This is a genomic window from Lelliottia sp. JS-SCA-14 (assembly GCF_035593345.1).
Taxonomy (GTDB): domain Bacteria; phylum Pseudomonadota; class Gammaproteobacteria; order Enterobacterales; family Enterobacteriaceae; genus Enterobacter; species Enterobacter wanjuensis.
Map to the genome: position 1 here is coordinate 923,189 of NZ_CP141606.1, position 22,422 is coordinate 945,610.

General features: G+C 51.5%; 15 protein-coding genes, 3 tRNA genes, 3 rRNA genes and 3 pseudogenes. 19 read left to right on the forward strand and 5 right to left on the reverse strand.

Annotated features, from left to right (window positions below; translation table 11 throughout):
- Positions 1-73 precede the first annotated feature (73 nt).
- The 7 genes from U9O48_RS04330 to U9O48_RS04360 all read left to right on the forward strand — a co-directional run bounded on the left by U9O48_RS04330 (position 74) and on the right by U9O48_RS04360 (position 5,899).
- Positions 74-1,613 (forward strand): 16S ribosomal RNA (locus tag U9O48_RS04330).
- A gap of 71 nt (positions 1,614-1,684) precedes the next feature.
- A tRNA-Ile gene (locus U9O48_RS04335) sits at positions 1,685-1,761 on the forward strand.
- A gap of 110 nt (positions 1,762-1,871) precedes the next feature.
- Positions 1,872-1,947 (forward strand) — tRNA-Ala (locus U9O48_RS04340).
- Between the two features lie 208 nt (positions 1,948-2,155).
- Positions 2,156-5,060, forward strand: a 23S ribosomal RNA gene (locus tag U9O48_RS04345).
- A gap of 98 nt (positions 5,061-5,158) precedes the next feature.
- Positions 5,159-5,274, forward strand: a 5S ribosomal RNA gene (gene rrf / locus U9O48_RS04350).
- The 16S, 23S and 5S rRNA genes sit together here with 3 tRNA genes alongside, the layout of an rRNA operon.
- 55 nt (positions 5,275-5,329) lie before the next feature.
- Positions 5,330-5,406 (forward strand) — tRNA-Asp (locus U9O48_RS04355).
- Between the two features lie 334 nt (positions 5,407-5,740).
- Positions 5,741-5,899 carry an integrase arm-type DNA-binding domain-containing protein gene (locus U9O48_RS04360; RefSeq protein ID WP_285143702.1) on the forward strand — a complete coding sequence of 53 codons (159 nt, stop codon included), beginning with the start codon at positions 5,741-5,743 and terminating at the stop codon, positions 5,897-5,899.
- Here the strand turns inward: U9O48_RS04360 and U9O48_RS04365 are convergent.
- Complete coding sequence (locus U9O48_RS04365) at positions 5,841-6,131, reverse strand: hypothetical protein (protein WP_285143693.1); 291 nt, start codon at positions 6,129-6,131, stop codon at positions 5,841-5,843. The genes U9O48_RS04360 and U9O48_RS04365 overlap by 59 nt on opposite strands.
- 597 nt (positions 6,132-6,728) lie before the next feature.
- Positions 6,729-7,263, reverse strand: a pseudogene (locus U9O48_RS04370) (integrase core domain-containing protein).
- An 874-nt stretch (positions 7,264-8,137) separates the two neighbouring features.
- Between U9O48_RS04370 and tssB the strand changes: the two are divergent.
- The 9 genes and pseudogenes from tssB to dkgB all read left to right on the forward strand — a co-directional run bounded on the left by tssB (position 8,138) and on the right by dkgB (position 16,177).
- On the forward strand, positions 8,138-8,632 hold the full coding sequence (gene tssB, locus U9O48_RS04375; protein ID WP_285143694.1) for a type VI secretion system contractile sheath small subunit: 495 nt from the start codon (positions 8,138-8,140) through the stop codon (positions 8,630-8,632).
- 27 nt (positions 8,633-8,659) lie between these two features.
- On the forward strand, positions 8,660-10,207 hold the full coding sequence (gene tssC / locus U9O48_RS04380; protein WP_285143695.1) for a type VI secretion system contractile sheath large subunit: 1,548 nt from the start codon (positions 8,660-8,662) through the stop codon (positions 10,205-10,207).
- A 12-nt stretch (positions 10,208-10,219) separates the two neighbouring features.
- A complete protein-coding gene (gene tssK / locus U9O48_RS04385) occupies positions 10,220-11,578 on the forward strand; it encodes a type VI secretion system baseplate subunit TssK (protein ID WP_324723613.1) in 1,359 nt (452 codons plus the stop codon).
- Positions 11,575-12,249 (forward strand): annotated as a pseudogene (gene tssL, locus U9O48_RS04390) (type VI secretion system protein TssL, short form); the annotation flags it as partial. The gene tssK and the pseudogene tssL, both read left to right, overlap by 4 nt.
- An 18-nt stretch (positions 12,250-12,267) precedes the next feature.
- Complete coding sequence (locus U9O48_RS04395) at positions 12,268-12,675, forward strand: type VI secretion system baseplate subunit TssG (RefSeq protein WP_324724376.1); 408 nt, start codon at positions 12,268-12,270, stop codon at positions 12,673-12,675.
- Positions 12,644-13,186 (forward strand): type VI secretion system lipoprotein TssJ, encoded by a 543-nt coding sequence (gene tssJ, locus U9O48_RS04400; RefSeq protein WP_285145347.1) that lies wholly within the window; start codon positions 12,644-12,646, stop codon positions 13,184-13,186. Before U9O48_RS04395 ends, tssJ begins: the two co-directional genes overlap by 32 nt.
- Positions 13,186-13,635, forward strand: coding sequence for a type VI secretion system baseplate subunit TssE (gene tssE / locus U9O48_RS04405; RefSeq protein WP_285149837.1), 450 nt, complete (start codon positions 13,186-13,188; stop codon positions 13,633-13,635). The genes tssJ and tssE overlap by 1 nt, the downstream gene beginning before the upstream one ends.
- A 16-nt stretch (positions 13,636-13,651) precedes the next feature.
- Entirely contained in the window at positions 13,652-14,992 is a 1,341-nt protein-coding gene (locus U9O48_RS04410) for a VasL domain-containing protein (RefSeq protein ID WP_285149838.1), read from the forward strand.
- 381 nt (positions 14,993-15,373) lie between these two features.
- Positions 15,374-16,177: a 2,5-didehydrogluconate reductase DkgB gene (gene dkgB, locus U9O48_RS04415; protein WP_285149840.1), complete on the forward strand. Its 804-nt coding sequence runs from the start codon at positions 15,374-15,376 to the stop codon at positions 16,175-16,177.
- A gap of 21 nt (positions 16,178-16,198) precedes the next feature.
- Here the strand turns inward: dkgB and yafC are convergent.
- A pseudogene (gene yafC, locus U9O48_RS04420) lies at positions 16,199-17,112 on the reverse strand (DNA-binding transcriptional regulator YafC).
- A gap of 104 nt (positions 17,113-17,216) precedes the next feature.
- On the opposite strand from yafC, the gene U9O48_RS04425 reads away from it, so the two are divergent.
- The 3 genes from U9O48_RS04425 to U9O48_RS04435 all read left to right on the forward strand — a co-directional run bounded on the left by U9O48_RS04425 (position 17,217) and on the right by U9O48_RS04435 (position 20,179).
- Positions 17,217-18,392 (forward strand): MFS transporter, encoded by a 1,176-nt coding sequence (locus tag U9O48_RS04425; protein WP_285149842.1) that lies wholly within the window; start codon positions 17,217-17,219, stop codon positions 18,390-18,392.
- A gap of 138 nt (positions 18,393-18,530) precedes the next feature.
- Complete coding sequence (locus U9O48_RS04430; protein ID WP_282492767.1) at positions 18,531-19,331, forward strand: endonuclease/exonuclease/phosphatase family protein; 801 nt, start codon at positions 18,531-18,533, stop codon at positions 19,329-19,331.
- Positions 19,332-19,408: 77 nt separating this feature from the next.
- Entirely contained in the window at positions 19,409-20,179 is a 771-nt protein-coding gene (locus U9O48_RS04435) for a class I SAM-dependent methyltransferase (RefSeq protein WP_285149843.1), read from the forward strand.
- Positions 20,180-20,234: 55 nt separating this feature from the next.
- Here the strand turns inward: U9O48_RS04435 and mltD are convergent, their stop codons facing one another.
- Together mltD and gloB are read right to left on the reverse strand one after the other, a co-directional pair.
- Positions 20,235-21,593, reverse strand: coding sequence for a murein transglycosylase D (gene mltD, locus U9O48_RS04440; RefSeq protein WP_282492765.1), 1,359 nt, complete (start codon positions 21,591-21,593; stop codon positions 20,235-20,237).
- Between the two features lie 71 nt (positions 21,594-21,664).
- A complete protein-coding gene (gene gloB / locus U9O48_RS04445) occupies positions 21,665-22,420 on the reverse strand; it encodes a hydroxyacylglutathione hydrolase (RefSeq protein WP_285149844.1) in 756 nt (251 codons plus the stop codon).
- Positions 22,421-22,422 lie beyond the last annotated feature (2 nt).

A 22,422-nucleotide genomic window follows, 5' to 3' on the forward strand; every position in this document is an offset into this window, starting at 1 on the left:
CTAAATGAATACCAAAGTCTCTGAGTGAACATACGTAATTCATTACGAAGTTTAATTCACGAGCATCAAACTTAAATTGAAGAGTTTGATCATGGCTCAGATTGAACGCTGGCGGCAGGCCTAACACATGCAAGTCGAGCGGTAGCACAGAGAGCTTGCTCTCGGGTGACGAGCGGCGGACGGGTGAGTAATGTCTGGGAAACTGCCTGATGGAGGGGGATAACTACTGGAAACGGTAGCTAATACCGCATAACGTCGCAAGACCAAAGAGGGGGACCTTCGGGCCTCTTGCCATCAGATGTGCCCAGATGGGATTAGCTAGTAGGTGGGGTAATGGCTCACCTAGGCGACGATCCCTAGCTGGTCTGAGAGGATGACCAGCCACACTGGAACTGAGACACGGTCCAGACTCCTACGGGAGGCAGCAGTGGGGAATATTGCACAATGGGCGCAAGCCTGATGCAGCCATGCCGCGTGTATGAAGAAGGCCTTCGGGTTGTAAAGTACTTTCAGCGAGGAGGAAGGCATTGTGGTTAATAACCGCAGTGATTGACGTTACTCGCAGAAGAAGCACCGGCTAACTCCGTGCCAGCAGCCGCGGTAATACGGAGGGTGCAAGCGTTAATCGGAATTACTGGGCGTAAAGCGCACGCAGGCGGTCTGTCAAGTCGGATGTGAAATCCCCGGGCTCAACCTGGGAACTGCATTCGAAACTGGCAGGCTAGAGTCTTGTAGAGGGGGGTAGAATTCCAGGTGTAGCGGTGAAATGCGTAGAGATCTGGAGGAATACCGGTGGCGAAGGCGGCCCCCTGGACAAAGACTGACGCTCAGGTGCGAAAGCGTGGGGAGCAAACAGGATTAGATACCCTGGTAGTCCACGCCGTAAACGATGTCGACTTGGAGGTTGTTCCCTTGAGGAGTGGCTTCCGGAGCTAACGCGTTAAGTCGACCGCCTGGGGAGTACGGCCGCAAGGTTAAAACTCAAATGAATTGACGGGGGCCCGCACAAGCGGTGGAGCATGTGGTTTAATTCGATGCAACGCGAAGAACCTTACCTACTCTTGACATCCACGGAATTTAGCAGAGATGCTTTAGTGCCTTCGGGAACCGTGAGACAGGTGCTGCATGGCTGTCGTCAGCTCGTGTTGTGAAATGTTGGGTTAAGTCCCGCAACGAGCGCAACCCTTATCCTTTGTTGCCAGCGGTTCGGCCGGGAACTCAAAGGAGACTGCCAGTGATAAACTGGAGGAAGGTGGGGATGACGTCAAGTCATCATGGCCCTTACGAGTAGGGCTACACACGTGCTACAATGGCGCATACAAAGAGAAGCGACCTCGCGAGAGCAAGCGGACCTCATAAAGTGCGTCGTAGTCCGGATTGGAGTCTGCAACTCGACTCCATGAAGTCGGAATCGCTAGTAATCGTAGATCAGAATGCTACGGTGAATACGTTCCCGGGCCTTGTACACACCGCCCGTCACACCATGGGAGTGGGTTGCAAAAGAAGTAGGTAGCTTAACCTTCGGGAGGGCGCTTACCACTTTGTGATTCATGACTGGGGTGAAGTCGTAACAAGGTAACCGTAGGGGAACCTGCGGTTGGATCACCTCCTTACCTGAAAGAACCTGCCTTTGTAGTGTCCACACAGATTGTCTGATGAAAAATAAGCAGTAAAAAATCTCTGCAGGCTTGTAGCTCAGGTGGTTAGAGCGCACCCCTGATAAGGGTGAGGTCGGTGGTTCAAGTCCACTCAGGCCTACCAAATTCGCCTCCGTGCTGCGTTATGGCGATGCTCACATACATAAGTATGCTTCGCATCACCACGCCTTGCCCGGAAACGAATTAGGGTAACAGAGATTCAGTTTTTGCGATGGGGTTATAGCTCAGCTGGGAGAGCGCCTGCCTTGCACGCAGGAGGTCTGCGGTTCGATCCCGCATAGCTCCACCATCCTTTTTACTGCGAAAACACAAGAAAACTTCAGAGTGTACCTGAAAAGGTTCACTGCGAAGTTTTGCTCTTTAAAAATCTGGATCAAGCTGAAAATTGAAACGACACGCTGCGTCTGTTCTCCGTAATAAGAACAGAATGACGGTGTGTTCGAGTCTCTCAAATTTTCGCAACACGAGATGTTTTACGAAACATCTTCGGGTTGTGAGGTTAAGCGACTAAGCGTACACGGTGGATGCCCTGGCAGTCAGAGGCGATGAAGGGCGTGCTAATCTGCGATAAGCGTCGGCGAGGTGATATGAACCTTTGACCCGGCGATACCCGAATGGGGAAACCCAGTGTGTTTCGACACACTATCATGTCATGAATACATAGTGGCATGAGGCGAACCGGGGGAACTGAAACATCTAAGTACCCCGAGGAAAAGAAATCAACCGAGATTCCCCCAGTAGCGGCGAGCGAACGGGGAGGAGCCCAGAGTCTGAATCAGCGCGTGTGTTAGTGGAACGGTCTGGAAAGTCCGACGGTACAGGGTGATAGTCCCGTACACAAAAATGCACACGTTGTGAACTCGAAGAGTAGGGCGGGACACGTGGTATCCTGTCTGAATATGGGGGGACCATCCTCCAAGGCTAAATACTCCTGACTGACCGATAGTGAACCAGTACCGTGAGGGAAAGGCGAAAAGAACCCCGGCGAGGGGAGTGAAAAAGAACCTGAAACCGTGTACGTACAAGCAGTGGGAGCCTCTTTATGGGGTGACTGCGTACCTTTTGTATAATGGGTCAGCGACTTATATTCTGTAGCAAGGTTAACCGTATAGGGGAGCCGAAGGGAAACCGAGTCTTAACTGGGCGTTAAGTTGCAGGGTATAGACCCGAAACCCGGTGATCTAGCCATGGGCAGGTTGAAGGTTGGGTAACACTAACTGGAGGACCGAACCGACTAATGTTGAAAAATTAGCGGATGACTTGTGGCTGGGGGTGAAAGGCCAATCAAACCGGGAGATAGCTGGTTCTCCCCGAAAGCTATTTAGGTAGCGCCTCGTGAACTCATCTTCGGGGGTAGAGCACTGTTTCGGCTAGGGGGCCATCCCGGCTTACCAACCCGATGCAAACTACGAATACCGAAGAATGTTATCACGGGAGACACACGGCGGGTGCTAACGTCCGTCGTGAAGAGGGAAACAACCCAGACCGCCAGCTAAGGTCCCAAAGTCATGGTTAAGTGGGAAACGATGTGGGAAGGCACAGACAGCCAGGATGTTGGCTTAGAAGCAGCCATCATTTAAAGAAAGCGTAATAGCTCACTGGTCGAGTCGGCCTGCGCGGAAGATGTAACGGGGCTAAACCATGCACCGAAGCTGCGGCAGCGACACTATGTGTTGTTGGGTAGGGGAGCGTTCTGTAAGCCGTTGAAGGTGTCCTGTGAGGGGTGCTGGAGGTATCAGAAGTGCGAATGCTGACATAAGTAACGATAAAGCGGGTGAAAAGCCCGCTCGCCGGAAGACCAAGGGTTCCTGTCCAACGTTAATCGGGGCAGGGTGAGTCGACCCCTAAGGCGAGGCCGAAAGGCGTAGTCGATGGGAAACAGGTTAATATTCCTGTACTCGGTGTTACTGCGAAGGGGGGACGGAGAAGGCTATGTTAGCCGGGCGACGGTTGTCCCGGTTTAAGCATGTAGGCGGAGCGTTTAGGTAAATCCGGACGCTTGTTAACGCTGAGGTGTGATGACGAGGCACTACGGTGCTGAAGTAACAAATGCCCTGCTTCCAGGAAAAGCCTCTAAGCATCAGGTAACATCAAATCGTACCCCAAACCGACACAGGTGGTCAGGTAGAGAATACCAAGGCGCTTGAGAGAACTCGGGTGAAGGAACTAGGCAAAATGGTGCCGTAACTTCGGGAGAAGGCACGCTGGTGTGTAGGTGAAGTCCCTGCGGACGGAGCTGAAACCAGTCGAAGATACCAGCTGGCTGCAACTGTTTATTAAAAACACAGCACTGTGCAAACACGAAAGTGGACGTATACGGTGTGACGCCTGCCCGGTGCCGGAAGGTTAATTGATGGGGTTAGCGGCAACGCGAAGCTCTTGATCGAAGCCCCGGTAAACGGCGGCCGTAACTATAACGGTCCTAAGGTAGCGAAATTCCTTGTCGGGTAAGTTCCGACCTGCACGAATGGCGTAATGATGGCCAGGCTGTCTCCACCCGAGACTCAGTGAAATTGAACTCGCTGTGAAGATGCAGTGTACCCGCGGCAAGACGGAAAGACCCCGTGAACCTTTACTATAGCTTGACACTGAACACTGGTCCTTGATGTGTAGGATAGGTGGGAGGCTTTGAAGCGTGGACGCCAGTCTGCGTGGAGCCAACCTTGAAATACCACCCTTTAATGGCTGGTGTTCTAACGTAGACCCGTAATCCGGGTTGCGGACAGTGTCTGGTGGGTAGTTTGACTGGGGCGGTCTCCTCCTAAAGAGTAACGGAGGAGCACGAAGGTTAGCTAATCCTGGTCGGACATCAGGAGGTTAGTGCAATGGCATAAGCTAGCTTGACTGCGAGAGTGACGGCTCGAGCAGGTGCGAAAGCAGGTCATAGTGATCCGGTGGTTCTGAATGGAAGGGCCATCGCTCAACGGATAAAAGGTACTCCGGGGATAACAGGCTGATACCGCCCAAGAGTTCATATCGACGGCGGTGTTTGGCACCTCGATGTCGGCTCATCACATCCTGGGGCTGAAGTAGGTCCCAAGGGTACGGCTGTTCGCCGTTTAAAGTGGTACGCGAGCTGGGTTTAGAACGTCGTGAGACAGTTCGGTCCCTATCTGCCGTGGGCGCTGGAGAATTGAGGGGGGCTGCTCCTAGTACGAGAGGACCGGAGTGGACGCATCACTGGTGTTCGGGTTGTCATGCCAATGGCATTGCCCGGTAGCTAAATGCGGAAAAGATAAGTGCTGAAAGCATCTAAGCACGAAACTTGCCCCGAGATGAGTTCTCCCTGACTCCTTGAGAGTCCTGAAGGAACGTTGAAGACTACGACGTTGATAGGCTGGGTGTGTAAGTGCAGCGATGTATTGAGCTAACCAGTACTAATGAACCGTGAGGCTTAACCTTACAACGCCGAAGATGTTTTGGCGAAAGCAGAGACGAAGATTTTCAGCCTGATAACAGATTAATTGGCATGCAGAGATGCGTGTTGATAACAGAATTTGCCTGGCGGCTTTAGCGCGGTGGTCCCACCTGACCCCATGCCGAACTCAGAAGTGAAACGCCGTAGCGCCGATGGTAGTGTGGGGTCTCCCCATGTGAGAGTAGGGAACTGCCAGGCATCAAATTAAGTAGTAAACCGGTGCATGAATCCGGTGGTTACAGAAGTCTTCGGTGGAGCGGTAGTTCAGTCGGTTAGAATACCTGCCTGTCACGCAGGGGGTCGCGGGTTCGAGTCCCGTCCGTTCCGCCACTTTTATATCTCAGGGTGTTTTTATACATCTTGATTATTAAGAAAACCGTATCGCTATTATAGTGATACGGTTTTTTTTTCGTCTGAAGTTGTCTCCCAGAATGCCGGGGTATCCGGTGCAAAATGGCCCATGAAATGGCCTACGCAGCTGGAGGATAAATACCGTAGGCCATTAATGAGTTTATGGTTGAAAAAGTGATTCTGGAACAGCATATTACATCATTCCCGTCGCTCACTATTGACGACAACTGAGGAGTGAACCATAACCATTAGTCGCCGCCTGCGTACTGCCATTGCAGTACAAAAAGCAAAATCCACCGATAAAGATTATGACCTGCCCGACGGGCAAGGTCTGACGCTTTCTGTCCGTACTTCCGGTAAAAAAATCTGGCGTTTTCGCTATCAACGTCCCAAATCCACCGCCCGTATTAATATTACTTTAGGATATTATCCGGCCATGACGCTGGCGGGCCGCCCGTCTTCTTCAGGATGAATATCTTAATTTGCTGGCTCGGGGCATTGACCCGAAAATGCTGAAGCAGGAAGCAAAAGAACAGAAGCAGTGAGGTGATGGTGTATGCAGTACACTCAGGTCTGATGGATTCGAATCCTGCTTCAAAGATGGGTAAAGTTTTTGAGAAGCCGATAAAGCTGCACATGGCAACCATCCGCCCCGAGGGATAGCTGGAACTGATGCATCGTGTATAAAACACGAAGCTGGTCATGATAGCTCGTTACCTGCTGAAATGGCAGTTGCTGACGTCCCGGTGAGGCCGTGTTAGCCCACGCTGCCTATAACCTTTCCCTGTATCTGGCACAACGGGTTGAGGTGATGGACTAGTGTTCAGCAGAGCCGCGCAGAGTGCAATACTGTAACGGCATCATTTATGATTTGAAAGGCAGGTGGTGAGCGAAGCCGCCTGCTTTTTATTTGTATTATTTCAGACTTAAGCTGACAGTGACTGGTTATTGTCACAGGTGTCATGCAGATTATTTTTGCCATGCAATGATATTTCCCCTTCCTCCATATATTGTTGACACCTATTAATCTTTTAGCCCAACAATCCTCTGGGTGTTCTTTATTTCCAGCGATAGCATAGCTCTACGCCTACTCAACCACATTCGTCCGAAAACTCTCCACTTACATTATCTTTCAATGCCGACACCGACTTCACCGAATTGGCCGATTACGGCGAACGCTTAGCCGATGCGCTAATAAAAAGCCATCATTGAGGAGAAAGGCGGGTGCTTTATTACCGCCTTGCCGATTGGCTGAATCTGTTACATTCCACATGACCTGCCCCCAGTATTAGATACAACCGTCAGTTAGTAATGTCGGTTTGTTTACCTTCACATTTTCCATTCCTCCACCGTACTGCAAACTCTAATGGCGTCTGATAATTCAGTGCTGAATGTGGACGACACTCGTTATAATCCTGCCGCTAATCATTAACGATTTTCCTGGCGTGAACGATACCGCTGAACCAGTGCTTATTCAGATATTCATCGCGAAATCGTCCGTTAAAACGCTCAATAAATCCGTTCTATGTTGACTTGCCCGGCTGGATTAGGCGCAAGAAACGGCTTCCTGCTTCTGGTCTGTCATCAGTACTTTCGCCCAAAGCCACCTGAAGCGCCCCCTTATCCAGCATGGCTTTGGCAAGCAGGGCGTTCTCTTCCTCAAGCAACTTTAGGCGCTTAACTTCTGGCACCTCCATACCGCCATACTTCTTAAGCCAGGTGTAAAAGGTGGCGTCGGAAATGGCGTGCTTACGGCAAAACTCCCTGGCAGAAACCCCTGCTTCAGCCTCGCGGAGGATACTGGATGATTTGTTCGTCGGAAAAACGCTTCTTCATGGGAATGTCCTCATGTGGCTTATGAATACATTACTAACATCGCGGTGCTTTAATCAATGGGGAGCAGGTCAATATGATAAAAGAACAAAGAAAGTTAAAGGTTATCAATATATTCCCTCGGGTGTTTTTTATTTTATAATATTTGCATCGTGAATGATTTTGGTTTTTAAATTTAATCAGAAAGGAATGCGTGATCAATTAAAGTATTGGGGTGTGGTGCTTATGACATCAAAGTGAAATGACATGCTGAGAGTGATGAATGGTTTGTAGAATTCACCAAACTAATAAATAATGTGAGTACTTTTTATAAATTAGTAACGGTGTTAATTGTTAACATTTAACTGTAAATTCTATAGATACATTTTTATAATCAATTCGTATCAATGATATATCAATTGAAAGTATTGCTTAGGCTGTAATGGGTTGTTAAGCGATTGAGTATGGATAATAATCAATAGGTAATACTGTATGTTATGTTGATGGGTGATAAGTTAAATGAGATATTTAAATAAATTTATTTCTTATTGTATCTTAATGTCTTTGTTTTGTTGTGACTGATCTGTCTAAACATGAGGTACATATGCCTATGCGAGTTATGGAATAATTTTAATTGATGGTGTAATTAAGGGGGTTATGGCTTATGAACTGAATTGGAGATTCGATATCTAAAGTGTGATCAAGGTCATTATATTTTGGAGCTTGCTGATTACTAATATACTGAGTTGGTTTCAACTTATTTGTTTTGTGAATTTTATATTTCAAACTATTGATGCTTGTTATTGGTCCGAAAACCTACACCAAAACAGTCGGTGTTTTATGAACAATGAAAAGTATTATAGTGAGCAATTTATAACGATGAGCAAGGAGTTCTCTGATGTCAGATTCATTCCAGAATGAAGTGCCCAAAGCACGCGTTAATTTAACGCTTGATCTTCATACCGGCGGGGCCAGGAAGAAAGTAGAACTCCCCCTAAAACTGGTTGTTATGGGGGACTACAGTAATGGCAAGGAACAATGCCCGCTGTCTGAACGTGAAAAAATTAATATCAATAACAATAATTTCAACAGTGTACTGGCTGATATCAATCCTGTTGTTAATCTCTGTGTCGAAAATACGGTGGCAGGAAAGGGAAATAAGGACGATCTTACCCTCTCTTTCGGCAGCATGGCTGATTTTGAACCCGAGCAGGTTGCCCGTCAGATACCTCAGCTTCGTGCAATGCTGGCAATGCGTAATTTATTACGCGATCTCAAATCTAATCTTCTGGATAACGCCACCTTCCGCAAAGAACTCGAAATTATCCTTAAAGACCCTTCCCTGAGCGAAGCCCTGCGCGGCGAATTGTCTGCACTGGCCCCTCAGGCCTGAAAACTTACTGATGATTAACGAGAGATTATGCTGATGACAGTTAAAACTGAACAGACCCACGGCAGCCAGACGACCGTGCTGGAACGCCCTGAAACAGGCGGTATCTATTCTTCCCTGTTTGAAAAAATTAACCTGACACCCGTCTCAGAATTCGGTGATATCACTGCTTTTCAAGACAGCCAGGTATTATCCGATGTCTCGACCGGTGAGCGCCTGACAGCTGCTATGCAGGTATTTCTGGAGCGCCTTAAACATTCCGGTCAGCCAGTTGATAAGCTCGATAAAGTCCTGCTCGATGGTCACATCGCCGAACTTGACCACCAGATTAGCCGCCAGCTTGATGTGGTAATGCATCATCCAGATTTTCAGAAAGTAGAGTCACTCTGGCGGGGTCTGGATTTCCTGGTTAAACGTACTGATTTTCGCCGGAATACAAAAATTGAGCTACTGGATATCTCCAAGGATGATTTGAGACAGGATTTTGAAGATTGTCCGGAAATCATTCAAAGCGGCCTGTATCGGCACACGTATATTGAAGAATATGACACCCCCGGTGGCGAACCCATTGCTTCAATGATTTCCAACTATGAATTTGATGCTACTGCGCAAGATATCACCCTGCTGCGTAATATCTCGAAAGTGGCGGCTTCAGCCCATATGCCTTTTATTGGCTCAGTAGGCCCCGAGTTCTTTCTCAAAGACTCTATGGAAGAAGTGGCTGCCATTAAAGATATCGGCAACTACTTTGAACGTGCGGAATACATTAAGTGGAAAGCCTTCCGCGAGTCTGATGATTCCCGTTATATCGGTCTGACAATGCCGCGTGTTCTGGCTCGCCTGCCGTATGGGCCGGATACTTTGCCCGTGCGTAGCTTCAATTATGTCGAAGAAGTGAAGGGCGACGACCATGACAAATATCTCTGGACGAATGCCTCCTTTGCCTTCGCTGCCAACATGGTGAAAAGTTTCGTTAAGAATGGTTGGTGCGTCCAGATCCGTGGTCCGCAGGCAGGTGGAGCCGTCCCTGATTTGCCGATCCATTTGTACGATCTCGGCACCGGCAATCAGGTGAAAATTCCTTCAGAGATAATGATCCCGGAAACACGAGAATTTGAATTCTCTAATCTGGGCTTTATTCCCCTGTCCTACTACAAAAACCGTGATTATGCCTGTTTCTTCTCGGCGAACTCCACCCAGCGTCCTGCGCAGTTTGATACACCGGATGCCACCGCGAACAGCCGCATTAATACCCGTTTACCTTATGTGTTCCTGCTGTCCCGTATTGCGCATTATCTGAAGATTCTGCAGCGTGAAAATATCGGCACGACGAAAGATCGCCGCCTGCTGGAACTGGAGTTGAATAACTGGGTGCGTAGTCTGGTGACGGAAATGACCGATCCGGGTGATGACTTACAGGCTTCTCATCCGCTGCGTGATGCCCGGGTGGCGGTGGAAGATATTGAGGACAATCCAGGCTTCTTCCGGGTGCGTCTTTATGCCATTCCGCACTTCCAGGTTGAAGGGATGGACGTCAATCTGTCGCTGGTTTCGCAAATGCCGAAAGGCAAATCGTAACCGGAGCCTGTGATGATCATTGAACGTCCACTGTGGGCGCGGGGGATGATGATGTCCCCGCAGCAGTTTCAGCAGCAGGCTTCTTTTGAAGCCTGGAGCCGCGAATGTATTGCTGGTATGGGCGTGATGCATCCCTGGGGGGTATTGCGGACCGATATGGATCCCGATGCCCTTCGCCAGGGGCGTGTGAAAGCGCGTCATCTGAGTGTCCGTTTTCAGGATGGGACGCTTATCGATACGGATTGCGCCGATCCGTTGCCGTTGACACTGGAGCTGGCGGATCTCATTCCCGCGAATGTTAACAGTGTGGTGGTGATGCTGGCACTGCCTCAGCTCTACCCGAATGGGGGGAACTGCCTGCAGCCCGAAGAGATCGCTGAACGCCCGGTACGTTATAGACAGCGCTGGCGTGATATCTGTAATGCCTTCGGGGACGATACCCGGCAGGTTGCCGTGATGCATCACGAACTTACGTTGCGCCTCAATACTCAACAGAACAGCGACTATCAGGTCTGTCCTCTGGTGAGATTAGTGCGGGACACGCAGGGTAACTGGGCCCAGGATGGAGAGTTTATCGCGCCATTGCTGAGTCTGCACGCCAGCCCCGGATTGTGTGAACAGCTGGAGCTGATGATGGCGCAGTTGCGTGCGCGGATCAGTCGCCTTATGGGGATGCGCCGCGAGAGTAACGAGCGCATGGCTGATTTTGCTGTTGCGGATGTATCCCTGTTCTGGCTGCTGAATGCCCTGAACGGGGCTGAACCGGTGCTGGGGAATTTTCAGCGTTACCGGCAGGTACATCCTGAAAGGCTGTATCAGGAACTGGCTCGGCTCGCAGGTCATCTCCTGACGTTTTCGCTGGCTCATGAAATTACCGCCATTCCCGTCTACCAGCATGGCGATCTGTCAGGTGTTTTTCCACCGTTATTTACCCTGCTCAATGAGCTGCTAGAGGCCAGTTTACCGTCGAGGGTGGTGGCGATTGCTCTGGAGCACGATCCTCGCCTTAACCGTTGGCTGGCGCACTTGCACGATCCACGGTTGCGGGATAGTGAAGGCATGGATCTCTATCTGTCGGTACGCTCGCCGCTGCCAGCAGCACAGCTTCAGACGCAGTTTCCGCAGTTGTGCAAAATCGGCAGCCCGGATGATGTGAATAATGTGGTGAATGTGGCGATGTATGGTGTGCCGCTGCGCCCGTTGAGCCACGTTCCTGCGGCGATTCCCCTTCGGCTGGAAAATCAGTATTTCTCACTCGATCTTACCCATACGGCGGCTATTCCGATGCTGGCGGCGGGCAGTTGCGTCTTTTACGTTCCCGGGACATTCGGAGAGCTTCAGCTTGAACTGTTTGCGGTACTGAGAACATGAGTGAAATAAAGGTCTTCCCACTCCAGCCCTGTGATATCGATCAACTCTTACAGAACACCTGGTTACAGGTAGTCAGCCTGCGCCATGGGGTGAGTTTTCAGCAAGGAGAGGGGCGAAAATACTGGCAGCGTTGTGTCGCGGATATTGAAACCATTCAGCGCGTGCTAAAAGCGGCGGATCACAGTGAGCAAAGCTGTCAGCACATTCTGTATACCCAGTGCGCGGTGCTGGATGAAACCGTTAAAGGGCGGGATCAGGAAGATGATGCCTATGTTCAGTGGTGTAATTCACCACTACAGACGCATTTTTTCGGCACGCTGGAGGCCGGTAATCAGCTTTACGAGCGGATGCGTCAGGTATTGCGTGAGCCAGCGCCAGACATCTCAGTGCTGATCTGCTTTCATCGTGCATTGATGCTGGGTTTTCTCGGGGGTTATGCGTCATCGTCGGTGCCGGAGCGCGAACAGCTGGTTGCGCAACTCAGCGAGCGGGTGCCAGCGTTTGATTTCAATCAGACGCGACCCATACTGGCACCGGCACCGGGTCGCCATATTGTCCGTCGGTGGCTCAGCCACTGGCCGGTACGACTGTGGCTCTCAACTGTGGTCGTCGCGCTACTGTGGTGGGGGCTGGACCGTTGGCTTGAAGGTCTGTTACCCATCGCCTCGCCAGCGGGGTTTTATGACGACATGCCGCTGTGGCTGGACGGGCGAACGGTTCTGGGGGATGAAGCGCTGGACGTGAACAGCCAACTGCTGATCACGTTATTTACCGAAAATCAGTCCGAGGCGCAGGGCTGGCTACCTGAAGGGCAGTGTTATCGCGATTTTTTGGTGCTGCTGCGGGTCTACCTCGGCTGGCGCTACAAAGCCCGGACAGAATTGACGCTACCAACCCGGCTACTGCCAACTCCACTACTGGGGAATGACACGCTCCTGCTGGGATTCAACGCTGTTCTGGGTTTATCCGGGGACGATGTTCCCGCATCGATGCCGTCATACTATACCGTTGAACTGGGCCATTACTGCGGCCTGTCACCCGCAAAGTCAACACAAGGAAACCGTCGTGTTAACTATTACCATCATCCGTCTCTGTAAATCTCTGCTTCCGGTGCTGGTTTTCTGTCTGGTAGGTTGCGGACTGACGCAGAGTGTATCGGATAGCGTCTCATCCACCACCAAATCGCTATTTTTCAAACAGATTAAGACCCTGCATCTGGATATTACGGCCCGCGCCGTGCTCAATACAGACAGCCAGGAAGCTGATCCTTCGCCGGAGGCGGTGATGGTCCGGGTTTATCAGCTCAAAGACCGGAGCAATTTTGATAAAGCCAGCTATGAGCAACTGGTTCATGAGGGTGAAACGTTACTGGCTGCCGATCTGCTGGCCAGTAACAGTCTGGTGGTGACACCGGGAAGCGCCAAACCGCTCGATGTTCCGATGAACAAAGACGCTAATTATGTGGCGGTTGTCGGCCTCTTCCGTGCCCCGGATATCGAGCAAAATAGCTGGCGTCTGGTTCTGAAACGAGACGAACTGGATGCCGATAAACCCTGCACCATTGAACTGAGCACTCATACCCTGAAATTGCTGTCTGAGGAGAAATAATGCCAGGTTCTTTTTCGCCTTCGCTTTACGAACAGTTGCTCGGCAGTTTTTCCGGTGGATTGGCGCTACAACAGGTCAGTGAAAAAAATCAGCTGATATTGTCGGTGCTCGACAATATGCAACGCATCCTGAACTGCCGGGCGGGTACGCTGGCGCATCTCCCGGATTATGGTCTGCCGGATATGAGTATCATCCTGCACGGGATGCCTGGCACCGCACATGAATTGATCACACAACTCTCGGCGGTATTACTGAAGTACGAACCGCGTCTGAAAGCCATTAACGTAGTGTTGCTGACTCAGGTCGAACCGGGAAAACTGGCTTATGGCATTGATGCGGAACTGAAGGGCGTCGGCCTGGTGCGCTACGGTACGGAGTTTATGCCGGAGGGCAAAATCCTGGTACGCCATCTGAAGCAGCAGCACTACCTCGATATGGAAATGATCTGACAGAAGGAGTCGCAATATGAATACGCTACCCAGGCAAAACCTGAAAACAGGGTCAGATCCCCGCTCGCTGGCGGACTTTATTGCTTTACGCGATGAAATCAGCAAGCTGACCCACCCGGCACGCCCGGATGTTGACTGGCACAGAGCTGAACAGCTTTCGCTGGCGCTGTTCCGGCAGAATGGTGTTGAGCTACAAACCTGTGCCTGGTACACCCTGGCTCGCACCCGTACCAGTGGGTTGCAGGGGCTCAATGAAGGGCTGTCTATACTAGCGGCACTGGTTCGCCATCAGTGGGGGGCAGTCTGGCCGCCGCAGGCCCATGCGCGGATGGATATCCTGAGTAACCTGGTTTCCAGGTTACAGCAGGTGCTGCGCGGTTTGCATTTTCAGTACGCTGACCTTGGTCTGCTGTATCAGATTGAGCAGCGATTGGGGCAGTTATGTGACACATTGCAACAGCTTGAGTTAAAGCACCTGAGCCAGTTTGACACGCTGCGCACGCTTATTCATGCCGCTGCGGCACGCCTGGAAAGCATGGACAGCCATGGCGATGCGGGAGGATTATCGTCACTTTCGCCCGCAATGAGCAATCCTCCCGTGCTGGAGACCACGCTGACCCCGTCCACACAGTTTGTCTATGTGGTCGATGGCAGCGATCATTCGTTACCTCCTGTACCTCATGGTCGTCGGAGATGGGGGGCTTTTATCACGGGTGCGCTGACAATGGCGCTGATCGGCGGCGGGGGACAGTGGGGTGTGAAGCAATGGCAGCAACGCTCACTCGATACTCGTCTGATGGCAACGGTGCAGGCGCTTCCTGTCGTATTGAGTGATGCAGAACAGAAGCAGCTTATCGCGCAACAACCCGACAAACTGACCTCGCTGGCAACGCCTGTGTTGACTGCCACCCGTCAGCAACTTGATCAGGTCTCACCTCTATGGGGTATCTATTACCGCCAGCAACTGGTGCAACAGGCGTTGACGCTATGGCCTGAATCAAAACAAACCAAAGCCCTGACTCAGGCGTGGCAACAGCAACTGACCAGTGAAGCGGCAAGCGAGGCGTCGCTCAATGACTGGCATCAGGCGCAAGAACGATTACAGCAACTGACGGCCCAGCTTAACGCCCTGGATGGTGTAAAAGGGCGCTATATCACCGGTTCGGAGCTGAAAACGCAGGTCTTTGCCATTCGTCAGTCGCTGGAGCGCACGCCACCTCTTGAGGAGTTGCTCCGTCAGTTAGAAGCACAACAGAAGGCCGGGGAGGTGCCCGCCGCACAGATGAAAGAAATTGAAAGGCGGCTGGAGCAGTTGGTCCAGCGCTATACGCTTATTCGGGGTGCTGGGGGGCAATAACTTCAGGAAGGGCGAAAAAAAGCGAAATGTCTCTGGATAGTGCTTTGAAAGGATGACGATTTGTAAGCTACGTTGTCAGGTTCGATTGTTAGCTTTGCTAATTGCTAAGCGTTTCCAAAATGGACTATGGTATGGCCCAGTGCGATAAGGGGGGATCTTGAATTCGATTAATTATCAGTTTGTTACAGATATGAAATAGAATTCCGTCCGTTCCGCCACTTATTAAGAGAGCCCTGAGCTAACGCTCAGGGCTTTTTCTTGTCTGCAGTTTAATTATTGCTGTAAACGCAAAAATCCTCTGCATTTTTCGCCCTTTTTCAACATACCGATAACACGCGATAATCATCCTCAGTTAACGAACACTATGATTAAAGAGGAATTATGACTATCCCTGCATTCGGTCTCGGCACCTTCCGCCTGAAAGACGACGTTGTCATCGCATCTGTCAAAACCGCGCTTGAGTTAGGCTATCGCGCCGTGGATACGGCTCAAATCTATGGCAACGAAGGTGCTGTAGGTCAGGCGATTGAGGAAAGCGGTGTGCCGCGCAAAGAATTATTCATCACGACAAAGATCTGGACTGAAAACCTCAGCAAAGACAAATTGATCCCAAGTCTGAAAGAGAGTCTGGAAAAGCTGCGTACTGACTATGTCGATCTGACGCTGATCCACTGGCCTTCTCCAGGTGATGCCGTGTCTGTTGAAGAGTTCATGCAGGCGCTGCTGGAAGCCAAAGAGCAAGGTTTGACGCGCGAAATCGGGATCTCCAACTTCACTATCCCATTGATGGAGAAGGCGATTGCCGCCGTTGGTGCAGAAAACATTGCGACCAATCAGATTGAGCTTTCCCCTTATCTGCAAAACCGCAAAGTGGTTGACTGGGCAAAAGATCACGGCATTCACATCACGTCTTACATGACGCTGGCTTACGGCAAGGCGCTGCAAGATGAGGTGATTGCGGGTATTGCTGACAAGCACAATGCAACGGCTGCGCAGGTCATCCTGGCGTGGGCAATGGGCGAAGGTTATGCCGTGATCCCATCTTCAACGAAACGTGAAAACCTGGCGAGTAATCTGCTGGCGCGGGATCTCCAGCTGGACGATGAAGATAAAAAAGCGATCGCCGCGCTGGATTGCAACGATCGCCTGGTGAGCCCGGAAGGCTTAGCGCCAGACTGGGATTAATTCAATCCACCCTCTGTAGCCTCAAAACCCTCTCACAGCTCCTTCGGGAGCTGTTTTATATGGTCGCTCAGAAAGTCGATAAACGCCCGAATCCGGGTACTGACGGCACGATCGCTGTAATACACCGCACTGAACGGCATCTCTACCGGCAGCCGTTTATCCTCCATCAACTCGACCAGTTCACCCCGCGCTATTTCTTTATTAATCATATAGTCAGACAGGCAGGCGATCCCATTCCCGCTGAGGCAAAGCTGTTTCAGTGTCTCTCCACTGTTAGAAGACAACCCACTGGTAACCTCATGAAGCTGACCGTCGCTGCAGGCAATCGGCCAGGTATTCAGCGATAACGGTTCGGTGAAGCCCAGGCAAAGATGGTTTTTCAGATCTTCTACCGTTTCCGGCTTTCCATACTGCGCAATGTAATCGGGAGAGGCGATGATTTTACGGTAGCTGGTAAAAAGCGGACGGGCACGCAGGCTGGAATCAGTCAGCGTTCCGGCGCGGATCGCCACGTCCACTTTACGCTCAATCAGATTGATGAAGGTTTCAGAAGAGACAAGCGACAGCGTCATCTCGGGATAGCGTTCCCGAAAGGGTTTCACCAGCGGCATCAGGAAATGCAATACGACGGGCGTCGCCGCATCGATACGCAAAAGTCCACGCGGTGTACTCCGCGTTTCCATGATCTCGGTTTCTGCTGCGGCCATCTCCTGCAAAATCGACTGCACGCGACGGAAATAGCGCTCTCCTTCCTCCGTCAGGCTGAGCTGGCGCGTTGTCCGGTTCAGCAAACTCACCCCGAGCTTCATTTCCAGCTTTTTGACGGAGCGGCTTATTGCCGAATTGGCCTGTCCCAGTTGCTCCGCAGCCCGGCTAAAACTCCCGCTTTCCACTACGGCCACGAAGATTGCCAGCTCTTCTGAGGTTGCTTTCATTGTTGCACCACCTGCAAAATTCTATTGAGATTTTGACCATTTTTGTTATTTAAACACTGGCGCATACTTCGTGTCATCTTAATCCTGATGACACGGAGTATTTTATGCCACTGGCGCTTCTGGCCCTGACGATCAGTGCCTTCGCAATCGGCACGACCGAATTTGTCATCGTAGGTCTGGTTCCTACGATTGCCGATCAACTTTCCATCTCTTTACCTTCTGCCGGTTTGCTGGTCTCTATTTATGCGCTGGGTGTTGCGATTGGCGCACCGGTTTTGACCGCGCTGACCGGACGTTTTCCGCGTAAACAGCTGTTGATGGGGCTGATGGTGCTGTTCACTGCAGGTAATATGCTGGCCTGGCAGGCCCCGGACTACACCACGCTGGTGATTGCCCGTCTGCTGACCGGCCTCGCGCACGGCGTGTTCTTCTCGATTGGTTCAACCATCGCAACCAGTCTGGTACCTAAAGAGAAAGCGGCATCTGCCATCGCCATTATGTTCGGCGGTTTAACGGTTGCACTGGTGACCGGCGTTCCGCTGGGGACCTTTATCGGCCAGCATTTCGGCTGGCGTGAAACCTTCCTGGCCGTTTCGCTGTTGGGTGTGATCGCCCTGATTGCCAGCGCGATCCTTGTGCCGTCGAATATTCCGGGCCGTGCGAGTGCCAGTCTTCGCGATCAGGTGAAAGTCCTGACCCATCCTCGCCTGCTGATCATCTATGCCATCACAGCTCTGGGTTACGGCGGTGTGTTCACAGCGTTCACCTTCCTGGCCCCGATGATGCAGGACCTGGCAGGCTTCTCGCCGAGCGCGGTGAGCTGGATCTTGCTGGGATACGGCGTCTCAGTGGCGATCGGTAACATCTGGGGTGGGAAACTCGCCGATAAACACGGTGCTGTACCCGCGTTGAAATTCATTTTTGCGGCTCTGGTAGTGTTGCTGATGGTGTTCCAGTTTACCGCCTCCATGCAGTACGCGGCCCTGGGAACCATCCTGGTGATGGGTATCTTTGCCTTCGGTAACGTACCGGGTCTGCAGGTCTATGTCGTGCAGAAGGCCGAGCTGTACACGCCTAACGCCGTAGACGTCGCCTCTGGTCTCAACATCGCGGCGTTTAATGTGGGCATCGCGCTGGGTTCCATTATCGGCGGGCAAACGGTTGAGCACTTTGGTTTAGCGCAGACGCCGTGGATTGGTGCGGTGATCGTTCTGGCTGCTTTCCTGCTGATTGGCCTGAGCGGTCGTCTGGATAAACCGGCCCGCGTTGCCCTGGGATAAGCATGAGTTAGCGCTTGCTTACAAAACCAGACAGAGGTTTATGAGTAATTGCGTTGAAAGTGTGACCTAAAATCCCTATAACAGTAGAACCAGTCCGTTTTCCGGGCTGGTTCAATGCTATAGAGGTCGTTTCCAAAAGTGCGAAAAAATACCTATGCCATGCGCTATATTGCCGGACAGCCTGCGGAGAGAATTTTGCCTCCGGGTTCGTTTGCGAGTCTTGGCCAGGCATTGCCCGCTGGCGCACCCTTAAGCAGCGATGACAAAATTCGCGTGCTGGTGTGGAACATCTTCAAGCAGCAGCGCGCAGAATGGTTATCCGTCCTGAAGAATTTTGGTAAGGATGCGCATCTGGTGTTGTTGCAGGAGGCGCAAACCACGCCTGAACTGGTCCGGTTTGCGACCACTAACTATCTGGCCGCCGACCAGGTTCCCGCTTTCGTTTTACCCCAACACCCCTCTGGCGTCATGACGCTCTCCGCTGCGCATCCGGTTTATTGCTGCCCGCTGCGTGAACGCGAACCTATTTTGCGACTGGCAAAATCGGCTTTGGTGACCGTCTATCCGTTGCCGGATACTCGCCTGCTGATGGTGGTGAACATTCACGCCGTGAATTTCAGTCTGGGTGTAGATGTCTATAGTAAGCAGTTACTTCCCATTGGCGATCAGATCGCGCATCACAGTGGGCCGATTATTATGGCGGGGGATTTCAATGCCTGGAGTCGTCCGCGTATGAATGCCCTGTATCGCTTTGCGCGTGAGATGTCCCTGCGCGAAGTGCGTTTTACCGACGACCAGCGGCGTAAAGCCTTTGGTCGCCCGCTCGATTTTGTCTTCTACCGTGGTCTGAACGTGCACGAAGCTTCTGTGCTGGTCACGCGCGCCTCCGATCACAACCCACTACTAGTCGAATTCAGTCCCGGCAAACCTGATAAGTAATGGTGCGTCAGGTCTGCCGTCGGGCAGGCCTGCGCAGGTACTGCCCTTTATTTTTCTCACAACCAAAGGACAGTACGATGACAACACAATCCCATCATGACAACGTAGAAAAACAGTTCGGCTCTCAGGCAAACGCCTATCTGACCAGCGCGGTACACGCTTCTGGCCGCGATCTGGTGCGTCTTGGCGAGCGACTGGCCGCCTTCCCGCACGCGCAGGTTCTCGATTTAGGCTGTGGAGCAGGGCATGCCAGCTTTGTCGCCGCGCAGCATGTCGCGCAGGTCACGGCCTACGATCTGTCTGGTCAGATGCTGGAGGTTGTCACCCAGGCCGCGAAAGAGAAAGGGCTGAATAATATTTCGACCCGACAGGGCTACGCCGAATCACTGCCGTTTGACGATGAATCCTTTGAGATTGTGATCAGCCGCTACTCGGCGCATCACTGGCACGACGTGGGACGGGCATTACGCGAAATTAAGCGTGTGCTGAAGCCGGGCGGGATTTTTATCATCATGGATATCATGTCGCCGGGAAACCCGGTGCGCGATATCTGGCTGCAAACGGTCGAAGCCCTGCGCGATACGTCACACGTTCGCAATTATTCCAGTGGTGAATGGTTCGCGATGATCACCGAGGCCGGCTTAATCTCTCGCTCGCTGGTAACCGACCGCCTGCCACTCGAATTCTCCTCGTGGATTGCGCGGATGCGCACACCGGATGTTTTAAGCCAGGCGATTCGTTTGTATCAGGAGAGTGCCTCGGCGGAAGTGAAGGCGTACTTTGAATTGCAGGAAGAGGGATCTTTTACCAGCGATACGATTCTGGCCGAAGCGCAAAAAGCGGGATAAACAGAAACAAAAAAGGCACCGGGGGAATCGGTGCCTTTTTTTATCGGACTGGCTGTCAGGAATCTGGCGTGATGCTGTTTTTCACAAACAGTGTCAGCTGATCGCCTGGCTGCAGATTGGCCGTATCGTCGTTCCAGCGCATCACATCTTTGATGTTCACGCCGTGCGTTTTCGCGATACTGGACAGCGAATCACCTTTGCGTACGCGATAGGTAATGCTATCGCTGTTGCGGGCGAGACGCTGTGCGCTGCTACCTGCGCCAACCGTCAGGTTCTGGCCCACTTTCAGGTTTGAACCGCGCAGATTATTCCACTGCTGCAGATCTTTCGTGCTCACGCCGAGACGTGATGCAATGCCTGAAATGGTGTCGCCTGAGCGAACCTTATAGCTACGGCTGCTGACGGATGAAGCGTCTGCGATCAGCGTTGACTGAACGGCAGCGATTTCACCGGATGCCAGCGACTCACGTAGCTGCGCAGCATGCTTCTGCGGCACCAGTACGTACTGAGGCCCATTGGCGCCCAGCGTTGAGCCTTTCACGCCTGCATTGAAGGTCTTCAGCTTCTGCACCGACATACCCGTCATATCAGCAACCTGTTTCATATCAACCGGGCTGCTGAGGCTCACTCTGGCCAGCGCGCGACTCTCGTCGGACGTTGGCAGCTTGACGCCATAACGTTTGCTGTTCTTGAGAATATCGCTCAAAGCCAGCATCTTCGGTACGTAAAGCTTGGTTTCCTGTGGCAATGAGAGGGACCAAAAATCGGTGGGTTTACCCCGCGCCTTGTTCGCTTTCATTGCCTTCAGTACACGACCTTCACCGCTGTTATACGCTGCGACCGTTAATAACCAGTCACCGTCAAACATCTTATTCAGACGTTGCATCATATCGAGAGCCGCAGTCGTTGAAGCGACCACATCCCGACGCGCATCGTAGCCGCGAGTCTGTTTCAATCCATAATTGCGCCCTGTGCTCGGTATGATCTGCCAAATGCCTGCGGCATTGGCGCCAGACGTCGCGTGCGGGTCAAAAGCGCTCTCCACTATGGGTAGTAGTACCAGTTCCATGGGCATGTTACGTTTCTTAACTTGCCCTGCTATCCAGTACATATACGGCTCTGCCCGTAAAGTTACATCGTGGAGATAGCTCTTATTACTTAAATACTTCTGTTTCTGATCGCGAATCCGGTTGTTTTCCGGAATTCCCATCTTCAGCTCGTCGCTAATGGAGGCCCACAAGTCCTGTTCCTGCGCGAATGATGTCCCATCGTCCATCCAGCGCGCCTGACTTGTAAACTTCCCTGCTTCCCCTTGACCAGCTGCAGAAAGGCTCTGTGCGTGCTGCTGAACGTTACCAGTATTCTGGCACCCCGCGAGCAGGACAGAGGCGAGTAATATCGCTTTTGCCTTCATGTGTGTGTCAATAGTTGCTTAAAAGACGAGCGATGATAACGGCGAATTTTTTAAAAGGCAACCCGCAATTGTCAGAAGTTATCTTTCTTTGACCGTAACCATGCAAAACGTTCTTCAGGTTGTTGCAAATTTGTTTCTTGGTTAATTTTATTAATTAAATCAACGCCATCGGTTCTTAAAAATAAATTTATTTTGCGCTCATTTTTCAGAATTACGGGCAGTGTATTTTGTTTTTTTACCCGTAACTCATTCACTTTGTAGTAATAATCCTGAATCGCAGGATCCTCTGGCAGGATACTCAAAGCAAACTTCATATTTGCTAATGTATACTCATGCGCGCAACAAATAAGCGTCTCGTCAGGAAGGGCATTAATTTTCTTGAAGGATTGATACATCTGGGTTGGCGTGCCTTCGAACAGTCTCCCGCAGCCGCCGGAGAACATTGTGTCTCCGCAGAAAAGATAAGGGAAACTGAAGAAAGAAATGTGTCCGGAAGTGTGACCTGGTGTGGCAAATACAGAAAAATCGCATCCCAGTATGAGGATTTTTTCGCCATCTTCGACTACCCGCGTGGTTCCTTTATCTTGTGTCTCCTCGGGACCATATACCACTAAATGAGGAAATTTAGCCCGCAGAGCCGGAACGCCGCCAACGTGATCGTGATGATGGTGAGTCAGCAAAATGGCCTCAGGCTGCCAGCCGTTTTCCTCGATCGCCGTTAAAACCGGCGCAGCTTCACCTGGGTCGACAATAATGCAGCGCCGATCCTCGTCCACTAAAACCCAGATGTAGTTGTCCTGAAACGCGGGAATGCTGATAAGATTCATAA

Excerpts from the sequence above, each read along its gene's own strand:
- U9O48_RS04365 (WP_285143693.1), bottom strand. The coding sequence starts at position 6,131 with ATGACCAGCTTCGTGTTTTATACACGATGCATCAGTTCCAGCTATCCC.
- tssB (WP_285143694.1), top strand. The coding sequence starts at position 8,138 with ATGTCAGATTCATTCCAGAATGAAGTGCCCAAAGCACGCGTTAATTTA.
- tssC (WP_285143695.1), top strand. The coding sequence starts at position 8,660 with ATGCTGATGACAGTTAAAACTGAACAGACCCACGGCAGCCAGACGACC.
- tssK (WP_324723613.1), top strand. The coding sequence starts at position 10,220 with ATGATCATTGAACGTCCACTGTGGGCGCGGGGGATGATGATGTCCCCG.
- U9O48_RS04395 (WP_324724376.1), top strand. The coding sequence starts at position 12,268 with ATGCCGCTGTGGCTGGACGGGCGAACGGTTCTGGGGGATGAAGCGCTG.
- tssE (WP_285149837.1), top strand. The coding sequence starts at position 13,186 with ATGCCAGGTTCTTTTTCGCCTTCGCTTTACGAACAGTTGCTCGGCAGT.
- U9O48_RS04410 (WP_285149838.1), top strand. The coding sequence starts at position 13,652 with ATGAATACGCTACCCAGGCAAAACCTGAAAACAGGGTCAGATCCCCGC.
- dkgB (WP_285149840.1), top strand. The coding sequence starts at position 15,374 with ATGACTATCCCTGCATTCGGTCTCGGCACCTTCCGCCTGAAAGACGAC.
- U9O48_RS04425 (WP_285149842.1), top strand. The coding sequence starts at position 17,217 with ATGCCACTGGCGCTTCTGGCCCTGACGATCAGTGCCTTCGCAATCGGC.
- U9O48_RS04435 (WP_285149843.1), top strand. The coding sequence starts at position 19,409 with ATGACAACACAATCCCATCATGACAACGTAGAAAAACAGTTCGGCTCT.
- mltD (WP_282492765.1), bottom strand. The coding sequence starts at position 21,593 with ATGAAGGCAAAAGCGATATTACTCGCCTCTGTCCTGCTCGCGGGGTGC.
- gloB (WP_285149844.1), bottom strand. The coding sequence starts at position 22,420 with ATGAATCTTATCAGCATTCCCGCGTTTCAGGACAACTACATCTGGGTT.